This is a genomic window from Verrucosispora sp. WMMA2121 (genome assembly GCF_027460185.1).
Lineage (GTDB): Bacteria > Actinomycetota > Actinomycetes > Mycobacteriales > Micromonosporaceae > Micromonospora > Micromonospora palythoicola.
Map to the genome: position 1 here is coordinate 906,785 of NZ_JAPZBH010000006.1, position 14,493 is coordinate 921,277.

Consider the following 14,493-nt stretch of genomic DNA (forward strand, 5'->3'; position numbering starts at 1 on the left):
GGCCGCGGCCGCCGTCGCGGGTCGGACGGTCGGAACTCAGGGCAGGCGGGAGAACCAGCGCATCGAGCCGGCCGCCGCGCCCATCGCGAAGACCAGCCCGAGCCCGATGAACCGGGCCGAGACGTCCTGCCGCACCGTGCGCCAACCCACCGAGCTGCCGATGTCGTCGTAGACGGCCCGCAGTTCGGCGCTCGTACCGGCCTCGTGGAAGCCGCCCCCGGTCTGCTCGGCCACGGCCCGCAGCGTCTCCCCGTCCACCGGCACCTGAATCGGTCGACCGCCCCGGTCGACGAAGCCACCCGGCGTACCGAACGAGATGCTGTGCACCGGCACGTCGAGGGCCACCGCCTCGGCGGCGGCCTCCACCGGATCCATGCCCGAGGTGTTCGCCCCGTCGGAGAGCAGGATGATCCGGGCCGGTGGTGGCTCGGTCGTGGCCTTGTCGTCGAGCGCCTTCACCGCGCCCAGCGAGGTGCTGATCGCCTCGCCGATCGCGGTGCCCTGCACACCCGTCGTGCCCTCGGCCAGCCGCTCGATCCCGTCGTGCAGCGCTTCCCGGTCGGTGCCCGGCGGCACCAGTACCGCCGCGCTACCGGCGAACGCGACGAGTCCCACGTTGAACTCGCCGGGCAGACCGTCGGCGAAGCGCCGAGCGGCGCTCTTGGCCGCGCTGAGCCGGTCCGGCTCGACGTCGCCGGCGAGCATCGAGGTGGAGACGTCCACCGCCACCATCACCGTGGCGCGTTCCCGGGGCACCCGGACCTCGGCGGTGGGTCGGGCGAAGCCGACCACGAGCAGGGCCAGCATCGCCAGGAAGAGGCCGGCCGGCAGGTGCCGACGCCAGGTCGGGCGCCGGGGCGCCACCCGGTCGAGCAGCCGCAGGTTGGTGAAGCGGACCGCGTACCGACTGCGACGCCGCTGCGCCACCAGGTACGCCGCCGCCAGTGCGAGCACACCGAGCAACAGCCAGAGCCGGACAGGTGACTGCCAGATCACGCCGCACCTCCCCGGTTCGGTGCCGGCGCGGCGGCGACCAACCGGCGTTGCGCGTGCACGTGCCGGACGATGTCGACGGTCCAGTCCCGGTCGGTGCGTAGCGCCAGGTGGGTCGCACCGGCCCGGCGCAGCGCCTCCCGGACCTGCTCACGTTGGGCGGCAGCCGCCGCCGCGTAACGCTCGCGCAGGTGTCGGTCGCCGGTCCACACCTCGCGGTGTTCACCGGTCTCCGGGTCGACCAGGGTGATCAGACCGACGTCCGGCAGTTCCAGCTCGCGAGGGTCGGTCACCTCGACCGCGAGCACCTGGTGGCGCACCGCGAGCTGACGTAGCGCCCGCTCCCAGCGGGCCGGACACCGTGGGTCGTCGGGCAGTCCGTCGAGAAAGTCGGAGACCACCACCACCAGACCACGCCGGTGGGCGACCCGGCGCACCTCGGCCAGCGCGTCGGCCAGCCCGGCGACGGGCGCGGTCCGGGGCCCGACGTCCGGGTCGTCGCCGGCCCGGGGCGCGGCCAGCAACGCACGCAGCAGCCCGAGCAGGTGAGTACGCCCGCCCCGGGCCGGCACCCGGTGCAGCCCGTACGGCGTGAGCACCTGCGCGCCGAGCCGGTTGCCGGGCCCGGCGGTGAGGAAGCCGACGGTGGCGACCGCGGCGACGGCCAGTTCCCGCTTGTCCAGCTCGGCGGTGCCGTACTCCATGCTGGGGCTGGCGTCGACGAGCAGCCAGGTGGTCAGCTCCCGGTCGGCGTCCACCTCCCGCACGTGCGGCACGGCGGTGCGGGCCGTCACCGACCAGTCCATCCGGCGTACCTCGTCCTCACCCGGCCGGTACTCGCGGCTGCCCGCCGGTTCGCTGCCGGGACCGGGCAGCAGACCGTGCCGCTCGCCGTGCAGCAGGCCGTCGAGACGTCGGGTCACCGTGAGTTCCAGCCGCCGCAACCGCTGGCCGGGGGTGAGGTCGGTGAGCACCGGGTCCGCCGCCACCGGCGGCACGGGGTTCCGGCGGCCCATCAGGCGACTGCCAGGTCGGTCGCGTACGCCGGCCTGGCGGCGGTCACCCGGGGCGGCGGTACCGCCTCGACCAGCCGGTGGACCACCCGGTCGGCGCTCACCCCGTCGGCGACCGCGTCGAAGGAGAGCACCAGCCGATGGGCCAGTACGTCCGCCGCGAGTTCCCGGACGTCGTCGGGCAGCACGTAGCCGCGTCCCCGGAGCAGGGCCTGGGCGCGAGCGGCCGATACCAGCCCGAGGGTGGCGCGTGGGCTGGCGCCGTAGGCGAGCAGCCCGGCCATCTCCGGCAACCCGAACCGGCCGGGGTCACGGGTGGCGAGGATGAGCCGAACCACGTACTCGGCGATGGCGTGATGGACGAAGACCTGCCTGGCCTGACGCTGGAACTCGCGCAGCCGCTCCGGGTCGAGCACCCGGTGCGCCCGGGGGCGGTCGGCGCTCATCCGGTAGAGGATGGCCAACTCGTCGGCGACGTCCGGATAGTCGACGACGATCTTCATGAGGAAGCGGTCCCGCTGCGCCTCCGGCAGCTGGTAGACCCCTTCCGACTCGATGGGATTCTGGGTGGCCAGCACCAGGAACGGCTCCGGTACCGGGTGGCTGCGCCCGCCGATCGACACCTGGCGCTCGGCCATCGCCTCCAGCAACGCCGACTGCACCTTGGCCGGTGCGCGGTTGATCTCGTCCGCCAGCACCAGGTTCGCCATCACCGGGCCCAGCTCGACGTCGAAGCTCTCCTTCGAGGCGCGGTAGATCCGGGTGCCGACGATGTCGGAGGGGACGAGATCGGGGGTGAACTGGATACGGGAGAAGCTGCCGCCGACCACCGTCGCGAGGGTCTGTGCGGCGAGGGTCTTGGCCACTCCCGGTACGCCCTCCAGCAGGCAGTGCCCGTCGGCGAGCAGTGCGACCAGGAGGCGTTCGACGAGCCGGTCCTGCCCGACGATCACGCGTTTGACCTCGAAGAGCGTCTGGTCCAACTCCGCCGCGGTCGCGTCCGGATCGGCCGGGCTGGGCAGGCTGGCCATGGTGTCCGAGATGTCCGTCACGGTGCTTGCTTCCCGAGCCGACCGGCGGACAAACGTCGGAATTTCCGGCCCTCCGCCGCCCAGACCACGTGATCGGCACCCTTACCGGACAGTGGGAAGGAGCGGGCCCCTACTTGCCCGGCACCGGCCTCCGTCCTGGGACGAAGGCCGGTGACAGTGGACCGATCAGCGGTGCACGAGGAGGTAGAACGGCAGGTCGGCCGGGGTGCCAGCGGAGTTGCGGGTCTGGATGAAGACCGCGTTCGGGGTGAGCAGTCGCCGCGCGACCGACACTTCACCGGCGGGTGGGATGCAGCACGAGTCCGGCCGGCCGATCGTCGCGACGTAGATGCCGTTCGTGACGTTGCTGCCGAACTGCACCTCGTACTCGCCGACGCCGTACTTGATGACGACACCGTCGCCGCGGGCCTTGGTGCCGTTGGCGTTGACCGCCGTGGCGTAGAAGCCGCTGACGGCCTGGGTGCCCATCGCGTCACCCTTGGCGAGGGTGGCCTTCGCGCTGTTCAGTGAGGCGGTGGTGACGGCCGGCTGCTGGGCGCTGCGGGCGGTGGGCTGGGCGGAACCGGTGGTCGGCTTCGCCGCGGCGATTCCGCCGCCGGCCAGGGCCAGCGCCAGCGCCGCGATCGCCACCGCGGCCGTCTTGCGTCGGAATAATCTGGTCATGACGGGACTCCCTTTTCAGGCGTGGAGATACGGCCGACCCGCGACACGCGGGGCGGTTGTTGCCTTTTTCGAGTCGGGCGGCAATGAGCGCTCACCGCCTGCGCACCCCGTCCGGGAGCGCACCCGCAGACGCATCCAACCCGGCCCATTGACATGCACTCTGAGCTGGCAGTTCCTTGCCCGAGCGCAGCCTCCCGAGCAGCTGAAACGTAGCACTGCAAAATGCCGAGGGTCAATAGTGACAATGCCGTCGGCGAGTTGTCGGATCAAGGCCATAAATTGCGAAAGTGAAGCCGTGCGCAATTCATGAAATCGTCTCTCGGAACTTTGTCGAGCTGCCGTACGGGATCCGGCCGGCTCGGGCTTTCGCGGCCGGGCGGTGCACACCGGGCGAGATTCAGTAGCCTGCCTGCCGTGGAGATCACCATCGGCCACCGGGCCTGGCGGCCGTCCCGGGTCGGCCTGCTCTGCTGGTTGGCCGTCGCGCCGGGTGTCGGCTGGGTGCTGGTGCGGTCGATCGGTCTGGACCGGGGGCCGTTGGTGCAGGCGTTGGCCTTCACGCCGTACGTGACGATCGCGAGCCTGGCCCCGCTGGTCCTCGCGCTCGCCCTGCGCCGCCGGGCCCCGGCGATCGTGGCGGCGCTGACCACCCTCGCCCTGGTCGCGCTGGTGGCACCCCGCGCCCTGCCCGCGCCGCAGCCGGACGCTGCCGGACCGACCGTGCGGGTGCTCACCGCCAACCTGCTCGCCGGTGCCGCCGATCCGGCGGCGGTGGTGGAGCTGGTCCGCGCCCGGCAGGTCGACCTGCTGCTCGTGCAGGAGTTCACCCCGACCGCCCAGGCCGAGCTGGATCGGCTCGGCCTGGACATGGTGCTGGTGCACCGGCAGCTCAACCCGGTCGTCGGCACCCCCGGCTCCGGCCTGTACGCCCGACATCCGCTCAGCGACGGCGGCATCCGACAGCTGCGCGGCGCCTGGGGCTTCACCCAGGCGTACGCCACCGTCACGGTGCCCGGCGCACCCCCGGTCCGCGTCGAGTCGGCGCACCCGGCGGCCCCGTACGCGGTCGACCAGGTGGAGTCCTGGCGAGCCGACCTGGCTGCCCAGCCGGCGGCCACCCCCGACGGACCGTTGAGCATCCTCGCCGGAGACTTCAACGCCACCCTCGACCACGGTCCGCTGCGCACCCTGCTCGACACCGGCTACGTGGACGCCGCCGCCTCGGTCGGTGCCGGGCTCACCGGCACCTGGGGACCGTACGACGGGGACCTCATCCCGCCCGTGGTGATCGACCATGTGCTGGTGGACCGGCGCATCGCCGTACGGGACGTGACGGTCCACCCGCTACCCGGCAGCGACCACCGGATGATCCTCGCCGAGCTGCGCCTACCCGCGGCGGAGAGCCGGTAGGCCACGGGGCCCCAGAGGTCAGACCCGGGCGCGGTCCAGGCCGTAGGTGAGCGCGTCGACCAGGGCGTGCCAGCTCGCCTCGACCACGTTGGGGTGTACGCCGACGGTGGTCCAGCCACCGCCCCGCCCGTCGGCCGTCTCGACGAGCACCCGGGTCACCGCGCCGGTGCCGTGGCTGCCCTCCAGGATCCGCACCTTGTAGTCGGCCAGCTCGAAGTCCCGCAACTCGGGGTAGTGACGGCCGAGACCGACCCGCAGCGCCTCGTCCAACGCGTTCACCGGACCGTTGCCCTCGGCCGTGGCGATCACCCGTTCCCCGCGTACCCGGATCTTGACGGTTGCCTCGGAGACGACCGAGCCGTCCTCGCGGTGCTCGACCAGCACCCGGTACGACTCCAGCGCGAAGGGCCGCACCGGCGCGGCGTCCGGCAGCTCGGAGCGGACCAGCAGCTCGAACGAGGCGTCGGCGGCCTCGAAGGACCACCCGCCGGCCTCCAGCTCCTTGACCCGGTTGGTGACCCGGGACAGGGTCTCCGGATGGCCGGCCAGTTCCAGCCCCAGCTCGCGGCTCTTCAGCTCGATGCTGGCCCGGCCGGCCATCTCGGTGACCAGGATCCGCATGTCGTTGCCGACCACCTCGGGCTCCACGTGGTTGTAGAGCAGCGGATCCACCTTGATCGCACTCGCGTGCAACCCCGCCTTGTGGGCGAAGGCGGCGGCCCCGGCGTACGCCTGGTGGGTGTCGGGGGCGATGTTGGCGATCTCGGCGATGGCGTGGGAGACCCGCACCATCTGCTCCAGGCAGCCCTCCGGTAGGACCGGCAGCCCGAGCTTGAGTTGGAGGTTCGCGACGACCGCGAAGATGTCGGCGTTGCCCGGCCGCTCGCCGTACCCGTTGGCGGTGCCCTGCACGTGCCGGACCCCGGCCTCCACGGCGGCGATGGTGTTGGCCACCGCGCAGGCGGTGTCGTTCTGGGCGTGCATGCCGAGCAGCTCCGGCGCGACGCCGATCCGGTCGGTGAGGTCGACGATGGTGGCGGTCACCTGGGACGGCAGCATCCCGCCGTTGGTGTCGCAGAGCACGAACCGCTCGGCGCCCGCCGAGAGGGCCGTCTCCACCACCGACGCGGTGTACGCCGGATCGTGCCGGTAACCGTCGAAGGTGTGCTCACCGTCGACGAAGACCCGACGTCCCTCGGCGACCAGGTGGGCCACCGTGTCGTGGATCATCGCCAGGTTCTCCTTGGCGGTCGTGCGCAACGCCCGCTCGACGTGCCGCAGGTCGGCCTTGGCGACCAGGGCGACCGCCGGGGTCTGCGCGTCGAGCAGGCCACGCACCTGCGGATCGTCCGCGGCCACCGTGCCGGCCCGGCGGGTGGCGCCGAAGGCGACCAGCACCGCGTGCCGGAGGTCGAGTTCGGCGCGCGCCCGGCGGAAGAACTCGGTGTCCTTCGGCACCGCGCCCGGCCAGCCGCCCTCGATGAACCCGACACCGAACTCGTCGAGCAGCCGCGCCACGGCGAGCTTGTCGACCACCGAGTAGCTGAGCCCCTCGCGCTGGGCGCCGTCGCGCAGCGTGGTGTCGTAGACCTGAAACGTCATGGTGATCCCTTCGTCAGGCACCGGCCGGCGCAACAAAAAGACCCCCCGCGGCTGCGGGAGGTCTGCGCGCTCGGCGAGGGGAAGGCCGGCGCGCTAGTTGCCAATAATGCGGGCGGTGCTGGTCACGCCCGGTACTCTGCCACCTCCAGGACGCTTCTGGGAGGCACAATCCACATCTCGGGACAACGGGTGGTGGCTGTGCCGGATGGTTTTCCTGGTGTAGAGCGCTCGTGCCCGGGTAGGAGTTTTCGGGACAACGAAACACGTTCCTCCGAGACGGTCCGACCGAGGACCGGGGCAGGAGAATCCCATGGACAGGCTCGACCCCAACACCACGCACACCACGCCCGACCCGGAGCTGCGTGCCGTCGACCAGAGCGTCGTCGCGGGCGGCCCGCCCGCCGGTGCCTTCGACCCCTGGAGCTACCGGGACGAGGCCGGGGTGGCCGGCGCGAACCTGGTCGGCTACAAGGTGGAGGCCAGCGACGGCTCGATCGGCAAGATCGACAGTGACAGCACCGAGGTCAACGCCAGCTACCTGGTCGTGGACACCGGACCGTGGATCTTCGGCAAGAAGGTGATGCTCCCGGCCGGCACGGTGAACCACGTCGACCACGAGGAGCAGAAGGTCTTCGTCGACCGCACCAAGGACCAGATCAAGGCCGCGCCGGAGTACGACGAGACGGCCACCGACCCGGCCTACCGGGACAAGCTCGGCGGCTACTACAACGACACGTACAGCGCCATGCCGCCCGGTGGCCCGCTCCGGTAGGACACCTGACGACGTGACGGCCGGTGGGACGCTGTTCCACCGGCCGTTACCGTGTCCGGATGGACGCCATTGAGCAGACTCGCAGGATCCCCTTCACCAGGATGTTCAACTTCCGGGACGTGGGCGGCTACCGCGGCCTGGACGGGCGTGCCGTCCGCACCGGACGGCTCTACCGCTCCGACTCGCTGCACGGGATGGATGAGGCCGACCGGGAGGCGTTCGCCGCGCTCGGCGTCCGGACCGTGGTCGACCTGCGCCGCCCGCAGGAGGTCGAGCGATACGGCCGGGTCCCCGACTTCGACGGCCTCACCTACCGGCACATCCACCCGGAGCACGCGCACTGGGAGGAGCGACCGTACCAGCCTGACACCGATCTGGCCCGCTACCTCGCCGACCGGTACGCCGATCTGGCCCGCACCGGCACCGCCGGTCTCGCCGAGGCGATCGGCCTGATCGCCGACAGCGCGAACGCGCCGGTGGTGGTGCACTGCGTCGCGGGCAAGGATCGCACCGGCATCGTCTGCGGCCTGACCCTCGCGGTGCTCGGCGTCGAGGACGCCGAGATCGCGGCGGACTACGCGCTGAGCACCGAGGCGTCGCAGCGCTTCGCCGCCTGGGTGGCCACCGCCCATCCCGAGGTGCCCGAGCTGCCCGTGCCGTACCTGTCCTCACCGGCCGAGACGATGCTGCTCTTCCTGGCCGAGATCCGGGAGGGGCACGGCTCGGTCGACGACTACCTGCGGCATGCCGGGGTCACCGACGAGCAGCTCGCCGCCCTGCGTGACCACCTGCTGACCTAGGCCGGGTTGTCCCAGACCGTGCCCGCGCGAGCTTCATGAGCACGGCAGGACGGTGCAGGGGCCCCGCGCCACGCTCGGCGTGACGACGGGGCCCCGACGAACCGCTCAGAAGACGCGGTGGACCCAGTTGTGCGGGTCCTCGGCCTTGCCCCGCTGGAGGTCCACCAGCTGTTGGCGCAGCGCCATGGTGACGGTGCCCGGCTCGCCGCCGGCGACGGTGAACTCCCCGTCCGGGAAACGCACCTGCCCGATCGGGGTGATCACCGCAGCGGTGCCGCAGGCGAAGACCTCGCGGAGTCGGCCGCTGGCGGCGTCAGTCCGCCAGTCGTCGAAGGTCACCGGCCGCTCCTCGACCCGGTGACCGGCCGCCGAGGCCAGGGTGAGCACCGACTCGCGGGTGATGCCGGGCAGGATCGTGCCGGTCAGCGGCGGCGTGGCGATCGACCCGTCGTCGTAGACGAAGAAGACGTTCATGCCGCCCAGTTCGTCGACCAATCGACGCTCCACGGCGTCGAGGAAGACCACCTGGTCGCAGCCGTGTTCGAGGGCCTCGGCCTGGGCGGCCAGCGAGGCGGCGTAGTTGCCGCCGCACTTGGCCGCGCCGGTACCGCCGGGCGCGGCGCGGGTGTAGTCGGGCGAGACCCAGACCGTCACCGGCTTGACCCCGCCGGAGAAGTACGCGCCGACGGGCGAGGCGATCACCGAGTAGAGGTACTCGTTGGCCGGGCGGACGCCGAGGAAGACCTCGCTGGCGAACATGAACGGCCGCAGGTAGAGGCTGCCGCCGTCGTCGCCGTCGGGAATCCACTCCCGGTCGATCTCGATCAGCCGGTGCAGCGAGTCCACGAAGGTCTGTTCCGGCAGCGCCGGCATGGCCATCCGGGCGGCGGAGGTGTTGAACCGGGCCGCGTTGGCGTACGGGCGGAACATCGTCACTCCACCGTCGGCGGCCCGGTACGCCTTCATGCCCTCGAAGATCTCCTGCGCGTAGTGCAGCACCGCGCTGGCGGGATCCATCGGGATCGGTGCGCGGGCCTCGACCCGGGCGTCGTACCAGCCCTTGCCGTCGGCGTACCGGATGGTGACCATGTGGTCGGTGAACACCCGGCCGAACCCGGGGTTTGCCAGCAGCGCAGCCCGGTCGGTGGCGGATACCGGTGCGGGGTTCGGACGGATCTCGAAATCGATCTTGTCACCACCGCTCATCGCGCTGACCTCCCTGGGGACGACGGCATGCGCCGACCGCACGCCGGAAACATGGTTGTGCCAGAAACCTACCCCGAACGGTCGTTCAGCGGATAGGTCCACCGGTGGACAGGTGGCACACCACCGGCGAGTCGCCACCGCCACCCTGGTTCCGCCGAAGCGGTGAGGTGGCCGTGGCCGGTGGGACGGGAACGGTTCAGCCGGCGGCCTGCGCCGCGATCCGGTCCCCCACCTCGGCGGTGCGTACGACCGCCTCGGGGCTGCGGGCGGCCAGTTCCGCGCTGACCGCGGCGGTGATCCGGGCGGCGGCGTCGGCGTGCCCGAGCTGATCGAGCAGCAGCGCCGCCGACAGCACGGCGGCGACCGGGTCGGCGACGCCACGGCCGGCGATGTCCGGGGCGGAGCCGTGCACCGGCTCGAACATCGACGGGTACGCCCCGTCGGGGTTGATGCAGCCGCTGGCGGCCAACCCGATACCACCGGTCACCGCGGCGGCGATGTCGGTCAGGATGTCGCCGAAGAGGTTGTCGGTGACCACCACGTCGTACCGCTGTGGCTGGGTGACCAGGAACATCGCCGCGGCGTCGACGTGCTGGTACTCGGTGGCGATGTCGGGGTGCTCGGCGGCGACCGTGTCGAAGGTGCGCGACCACAGAGAGCCGGCGTGGGTGAGCACGTTCGTCTTGTGCACGAGCGTCACCTTGCGCCGCTCGCGCCGGGCGGCGCGGGCGAAGGCGTCCCGGATCACCCGCTCGACACCGTGCCGGGTGTTCAGGCTCTCCTCGGTGGCGATCTCGGCGGGGGTGCCCCGGTGCAGCGAGCCGCCGGCGCCGGCGTACAGGCCCTCGGTGCCCTCCCGGACGACCACCAGGTCGACCTCGCCCGGCTTGACCGCCGCGAGCGGACTTGTCACTCCCGGCCAGAGCCGCGACGGGCGCAGATTGACGTACTGGTCGAAGGCGAAGCGCAGCTTCAGCAGCAGACCGCGCTCCAGCACGCCGGGCGGCACGGTCGGGTCGCCGACCGCGCCGAGCAGGATCGCGTCGTGCCCGGCCAGCTCGCCGAGCACCGAGTCGGGCAGCACCTCGCCGGTGCGGTGGTAACGTGCCGCACCGAGGTCGTACTCGGTCACCTCGACACCGGGCAGCACCGCGTCGACGACCTTGCGGGCCTCCGCGACCACCTCGGGGCCGATGCCGTCCCCGGCCACCACCGCGATCCGTGCCACGTCCGTCAGCTCCTTAGCTCGAATGGCTCGACGGTACGCCGCCGTCCCGCCCCCCGGTACGAGTGTTCCACCTTTCGGGAAATTGGTGACGCACAGCAGCTTCCCAGGCGGCATTCATGGCTCGGTCATCTCCGCTGTCTAGCGTGATCGTGAGCGTGACGGGCGTGGGCCCGGGCGAGCGCCGCGACGGGGCGGCACGCGCCGAGGAGAGGGCGGACGCGATGTGGACCGACGAGCAACCACGAACCCGCTGGGTCGATCCGGCGGTCTTCCGCCTCCGCCGGCCCGACCTGCGACTGGGCGCCCGGGAGGAACGGCCGGACCGCACCGATCTGGTGGCCGGCGACCGGATCGCCGTCCGGCACACCGTTCGCACCTCGACGGCTGCCTACACCCTGCTGCTGAACGCTCCCGAGTGGTTGGGCCGACGCGGCACCGGCGCGGCGCTGCGCGACGCGGTCGCCGAACTGCGGGCGATCGACCTGACCTACGGCCCGAACCGCCCGGAGAGCCTGGTGTCCCGGCTGCGCCGGGGTGAGATCGGTCCCGAGTCGTACCCGCCGCTGCGCGACCTGGTGGACCGCTGCGCCGCGATGCGCGCGGCCACCGACGGCTGGTTCGACGCCTGGGCGGTGCCCGGCGGCTTCGACCCGGGTGGCCTGCTCGGCGGATGGGCGGTCGAGCGGGCCGCGGCCCGGTTGCGCGACGCCGGCATCCACGACTACGCCGTGCTCACCGGCGCCGACCTGGTGGTACGCGGCCAGGCCGGACACGGTGGCCCGTGGCGGATCGCGGTGCACCACCCCACCGACCGGAGCCGGGCCCCGCTGCTGCTGGAGATGACGGCCGGTGCGGTCGGCACCTCCGGGGTGACCGGACGGCAGGGCCACGTGGTGGACCCGCACACCGGCGAGCCGGCCGGGCAGTTGGTCGCCGCCACCGTGGTCGGGCCCGACCTCGCGGTCGCCGACGCCTACGCCACCGCCCTGTACGCCGCCGGGCCGGCGGGGCTTGCCTGGTTCCGCCCCGGGTCGGACTACCGGGTGCTCTTCGCCGCCGAGCGCTGAACCGCGCGATCCCCCCAGGGGCGAGGGGAAGCAGGGCGTAGAAACAGCGATCGGCCTCCACGGTCGCGGCAACGACCGTGGAGGCCGGTCGGCGACGAGTGCGCGTGGCTCGCGCAATCGAGGGGTGCGGGCCGCTCGGCCGGGCGTCGACCTCGCCACCCGAAGACGGGCCGGCGCCACATGCTCGGCAGGTGACCGCACCGGTACGTTATCGAATTGACGCGTTTCGCGGCAAGGGTTCCACAGGGGAGCATCTGCGCAATGCCGGTACCCCCAGGCGTTCGCCTGCGGCAGGGTCGTTTTCGACAAGGTGAACCGCAGATGGCACGCTGTCCGCCGTGAGTTTCGATCTGAGCGTGTGGGCCCTGGCGGACGGGGCGACGCCCGAGGACGTACGAGCGGCGGTGCAGCAGTGCCGTAGCGGCCGGCACCACCAGCGTCAGCCGGACCCACGATGCGTGGGCTTCTACCGGGCGATCACCGCCAGCTACCCCGACCAGCCGGCCGGCCCGAACACTCCCTGGGCGGTCGCACCGCTGCACAAGGCGGCCGACCACATCGAGCTGAACCTGGACCCCGCCTGCCCGGACCAGGTGCTGCTCGACATCGAGCGGTTGGCCGGCGAACACCGGCTGATGCTGTTCGACGCCCAGGACGGTTCGGTCTACCCGCCGCCCGGGGTCCGGCTGCCCGGCTGACCGGCCCGCCGGTGCCGGGTGACGGGACCGACACGCGGGCGGACGCGATGCTCCGACCGATGCCGGCTCGGTGACCGGACGACGAGGGGCCCGGCCGATGGCCGGGCCCCGTCGTGGCGTGCCGGTGGCGAGCTACTCGTCGCGCAGGTCGGCGGCGCTGGCCGACGTCGCGCCGATCGAGTCCGCGACCGAGGTGAGCAGGTCGGCACCGAGCGCCTGGTCCACGGTGAGGGTCATCAGCGTCTCACCGCCGGCCTCCCGGCGAGCCACCTGCATCGCCGCGATGTTGATGCCGGCCTGACCGAGCAGGGTGCCGACGGTGCCGACCACGCCCGGGCGGTCGGCGTAGCGGAGGAAGAGCAGGATGCCCTCGGCGCCGATCTCCACGTCGAAGCCGTCCACCTCGGTCAGCTTGATGACGTCGCGGGTGCCGGCCTGCGCGACGGTGCCGGAGACACTCACCGTACGACCGTCGGGCAGCGCGCCACGCACGGTCACCAGAACCGGGTGGTCGACGGTCTCGGTCTGGGTGTTCAGCGACACCTCGACACCGCGCTGCGCGGCCAGGTGCGGAGCGTTGACGTAGGTCACCTGCTCCTCGACCACCGAGCTGAACAGGCCCTTGGTGGCGGCGAGCTTGAGCACCGACACGTCGTGGTCGACGATCTCACCGCGCACCTCGACGGTGACGCTGGCGGCGATCCCGCCGGCCACCGCGGTGAACGCGCGGCCGAGCTTCTCGGCGAGCGGCAGCAACGGCCGGACGTCCTCGGCGACCACGCCGCCGGCCTGCACGTTCACCGCGTCCGGCACGAACTCGCCCTGCAGGGCGAGCTTCACGCTCTTGGCGACCGCGAGGCCCGCCTTGTCCTGCGCCTCGGCGGTGGAGGCCCCCAGGTGCGGAGTCGCCACCACGTTGTCGAAGGCGAACAGCGGCGAGGAGGTGCACGGCTCCTTGGCGTAGACGTCCACCCCGGCGCCGGCGACCCGACCCTCGGCGAGCGCGTCGGCGAGGGCCTGCTCGTCGATCAGGCCGCCCCGGGCGGCGTTGACGATGCGTACGCCCGGCTTGACGATTGACAGCTCCTTCTCCCCGATCAGGCCCACGGTCTCGGGGGTCTTCGGCAGGTGGATCGAGATGAAGTCGCTCTCCCGCAGCAACTCCTCCAGCCCGACCAGCCGTACGCCGAGCTGCGCGGCACGGGCCGGCTGGATGTACGGGTCGTACGCGATGAGCCGGGTGCCGAAGGCGGCGATCCGGGAGGCGAAGAGCACGCCGATGCGGCCGAGGCCGACCACGCCGACGGTCTTGCCCTGCAACTCCACGCCGGTGTACTTCGAGCGCTTCCACTCCCCCGCCTTCAGCGCTGCGCTGGCGCTGGCGGTGTTGCGGGCGACCGCGAGCAGCAGCGCGACGGCCTGCTCGGCGGCGGAGACGATGTTGGAGGTGGGTGCGTTGACGACCATGACCCCCCGCGCGGTGGCGGCCGGCACCTCGACGTTGTCCAGGCCGACACCGGCCCGGGCCACGACCTTGAGTCGGGGGGCGGCGGCGATCGCCTCGGCGTCGATCTGGGTGGCGCTGCGGACGATGACGGCGTCGGCCTCGGAGAGCGCCGAGAGCAGGGCCGGGCGGTCGGTGCCGTCCACGTGCCGGACGTCGAAGTCGTGGGCGAGCACCTCGATGGCGGCGGGGGCGAGTTCTTCGGCGATCAGTACGACAGGAGTCATTGGTCCTCGTAGATGTCGTCAGAGCGGTCGGCCGGGGGCTGGGCGCTGCGCTGCGCCCGGCGCGCTCCCGGGCCATGGCCGTCAGGTGCCGCCTGGAGCACCTACCCGCGATCGTAGGGTGCGGGCCGCCCGGGGCGCGCCGGAGTGTGGGGTGAGTGCCCTCACAAACCGGACGTGACGTGCGTGTTAACGATCGTTTGCCAGGCGGAGACAGTACGGCACCCGGCCCCGGCGTCGGGGAGAACGCCGGGGTCGGGT

13 protein-coding genes are annotated in these 14,493 nt (G+C 72.2%); 5 read left to right on the forward strand and 8 right to left on the reverse strand.

Translation table 11 applies throughout. The features are described 5' to 3' along the window. Positions 1 to 36: 36 nt before the first annotated feature. The 4 genes from O7605_RS13135 to O7605_RS13150 form a co-directional block, all read right to left on the reverse strand. Positions 37 to 996, reverse strand: a complete 960-nt coding sequence (locus O7605_RS13135) for a VWA domain-containing protein (protein WP_269739441.1) — start codon at positions 994 to 996, stop codon at positions 37 to 39. Next, entirely contained in the window at positions 993 to 1,982 is a 990-nt protein-coding gene (locus O7605_RS13140; protein WP_443083983.1) for a DUF58 domain-containing protein, read from the reverse strand. Before O7605_RS13140 ends, O7605_RS13135 begins: the two co-directional genes overlap by 4 nt. 26 nt (positions 1,983 to 2,008) lie before the next feature. Next, on the reverse strand, positions 2,009 to 3,058 hold the full coding sequence (locus O7605_RS13145; protein WP_269739443.1) for an AAA family ATPase: 1,050 nt from the start codon (positions 3,056 to 3,058) through the stop codon (positions 2,009 to 2,011). 165 nt (positions 3,059 to 3,223) lie between these two features. Continuing rightward, the gene (locus O7605_RS13150; RefSeq protein ID WP_269739444.1) at positions 3,224 to 3,721 is read right to left on the reverse strand and encodes a hypothetical protein; all 498 of its coding nucleotides are present in this window, start codon (positions 3,719 to 3,721) and stop codon (positions 3,224 to 3,226) included. Positions 3,722 to 4,183: 462 nt separating this feature from the next. Here O7605_RS13150 and O7605_RS13155 point away from each other — a divergent pair, with 462 nt between their 5' ends. Then, positions 4,184 to 5,131 carry an endonuclease/exonuclease/phosphatase family protein gene (locus O7605_RS13155; RefSeq protein WP_269742621.1) on the forward strand — a complete coding sequence of 316 codons (948 nt, stop codon included), beginning with the start codon at positions 4,184 to 4,186 and terminating at the stop codon, positions 5,129 to 5,131. Positions 5,132 to 5,149: 18 nt separating this feature from the next. On the opposite strand, the gene cimA is transcribed toward O7605_RS13155, so the two are convergent. Continuing rightward, positions 5,150 to 6,733: a citramalate synthase gene (gene cimA, locus O7605_RS13160; protein ID WP_269739445.1), complete on the reverse strand. Its 1,584-nt coding sequence runs from the start codon at positions 6,731 to 6,733 to the stop codon at positions 5,150 to 5,152. A gap of 310 nt (positions 6,734 to 7,043) precedes the next feature. On the opposite strand from cimA, the gene O7605_RS13165 reads away from it, so the two are divergent. Both O7605_RS13165 and O7605_RS13170 read left to right on the forward strand, forming a co-directional pair. After that, complete coding sequence (locus O7605_RS13165) at positions 7,044 to 7,505, forward strand: PRC-barrel domain-containing protein (RefSeq protein WP_269739446.1); 462 nt, start codon at positions 7,044 to 7,046, stop codon at positions 7,503 to 7,505. A 59-nt stretch (positions 7,506 to 7,564) separates the two neighbouring features. Further along, the gene (locus tag O7605_RS13170; RefSeq protein WP_269739447.1) at positions 7,565 to 8,305 is read left to right on the forward strand and encodes a tyrosine-protein phosphatase; all 741 of its coding nucleotides are present in this window, start codon (positions 7,565 to 7,567) and stop codon (positions 8,303 to 8,305) included. A 105-nt stretch (positions 8,306 to 8,410) separates the two neighbouring features. Here the strand turns inward: O7605_RS13170 and O7605_RS13175 are convergent, their stop codons facing one another. Both O7605_RS13175 and O7605_RS13180 read right to left on the reverse strand, forming a co-directional pair. Then, positions 8,411 to 9,511 (reverse strand): branched-chain amino acid aminotransferase, encoded by a 1,101-nt coding sequence (locus tag O7605_RS13175; RefSeq protein WP_269739448.1) that lies wholly within the window; start codon positions 9,509 to 9,511, stop codon positions 8,411 to 8,413. 196 nt (positions 9,512 to 9,707) lie between these two features. Beyond that, a complete protein-coding gene (locus tag O7605_RS13180; RefSeq protein ID WP_269739449.1) occupies positions 9,708 to 10,739 on the reverse strand; it encodes a 3-isopropylmalate dehydrogenase in 1,032 nt (343 codons plus the stop codon). A 221-nt stretch (positions 10,740 to 10,960) separates the two neighbouring features. Here O7605_RS13180 and O7605_RS13185 point away from each other — a divergent pair, with 221 nt between their 5' ends. Together O7605_RS13185 and O7605_RS13190 are read left to right on the forward strand one after the other, a co-directional pair. Beyond that, positions 10,961 to 11,806 (forward strand): FAD:protein FMN transferase, encoded by an 846-nt coding sequence (locus O7605_RS13185; RefSeq protein ID WP_269742622.1) that lies wholly within the window; start codon positions 10,961 to 10,963, stop codon positions 11,804 to 11,806. A gap of 338 nt (positions 11,807 to 12,144) precedes the next feature. Next, positions 12,145 to 12,504, forward strand: coding sequence for a hypothetical protein (locus O7605_RS13190; protein WP_216592606.1), 360 nt, complete (start codon positions 12,145 to 12,147; stop codon positions 12,502 to 12,504). Positions 12,505 to 12,636: 132 nt separating this feature from the next. On the opposite strand, the gene serA is transcribed toward O7605_RS13190, so the two are convergent. Then, the gene (gene serA, locus O7605_RS13195; protein WP_269739450.1) at positions 12,637 to 14,235 is read right to left on the reverse strand and encodes a phosphoglycerate dehydrogenase; all 1,599 of its coding nucleotides are present in this window, start codon (positions 14,233 to 14,235) and stop codon (positions 12,637 to 12,639) included. Between the last annotated feature and the right edge of the window lie 258 nt (positions 14,236 to 14,493).

Bases quoted from the DNA above. Each gene is read 5' to 3' on its own strand.
- O7605_RS13185 (WP_269742622.1), top strand. From the start codon at position 10,961: ATGTGGACCGACGAGCAACCACGAACCCGCTGGGTCGATCCGGCGGTC.
- cimA (WP_269739445.1), bottom strand. From the start codon at position 6,733: ATGACGTTTCAGGTCTACGACACCACGCTGCGCGACGGCGCCCAGCGC.
- O7605_RS13165 (WP_269739446.1), top strand. From the start codon at position 7,044: ATGGACAGGCTCGACCCCAACACCACGCACACCACGCCCGACCCGGAG.
- serA (WP_269739450.1), bottom strand. From the start codon at position 14,235: ATGACTCCTGTCGTACTGATCGCCGAAGAACTCGCCCCCGCCGCCATC.
- O7605_RS13175 (WP_269739448.1), bottom strand. From the start codon at position 9,511: ATGAGCGGTGGTGACAAGATCGATTTCGAGATCCGTCCGAACCCCGCA.
- O7605_RS13150 (WP_269739444.1), bottom strand. From the start codon at position 3,721: ATGACCAGATTATTCCGACGCAAGACGGCCGCGGTGGCGATCGCGGCG.
- O7605_RS13170 (WP_269739447.1), top strand. From the start codon at position 7,565: ATGGACGCCATTGAGCAGACTCGCAGGATCCCCTTCACCAGGATGTTC.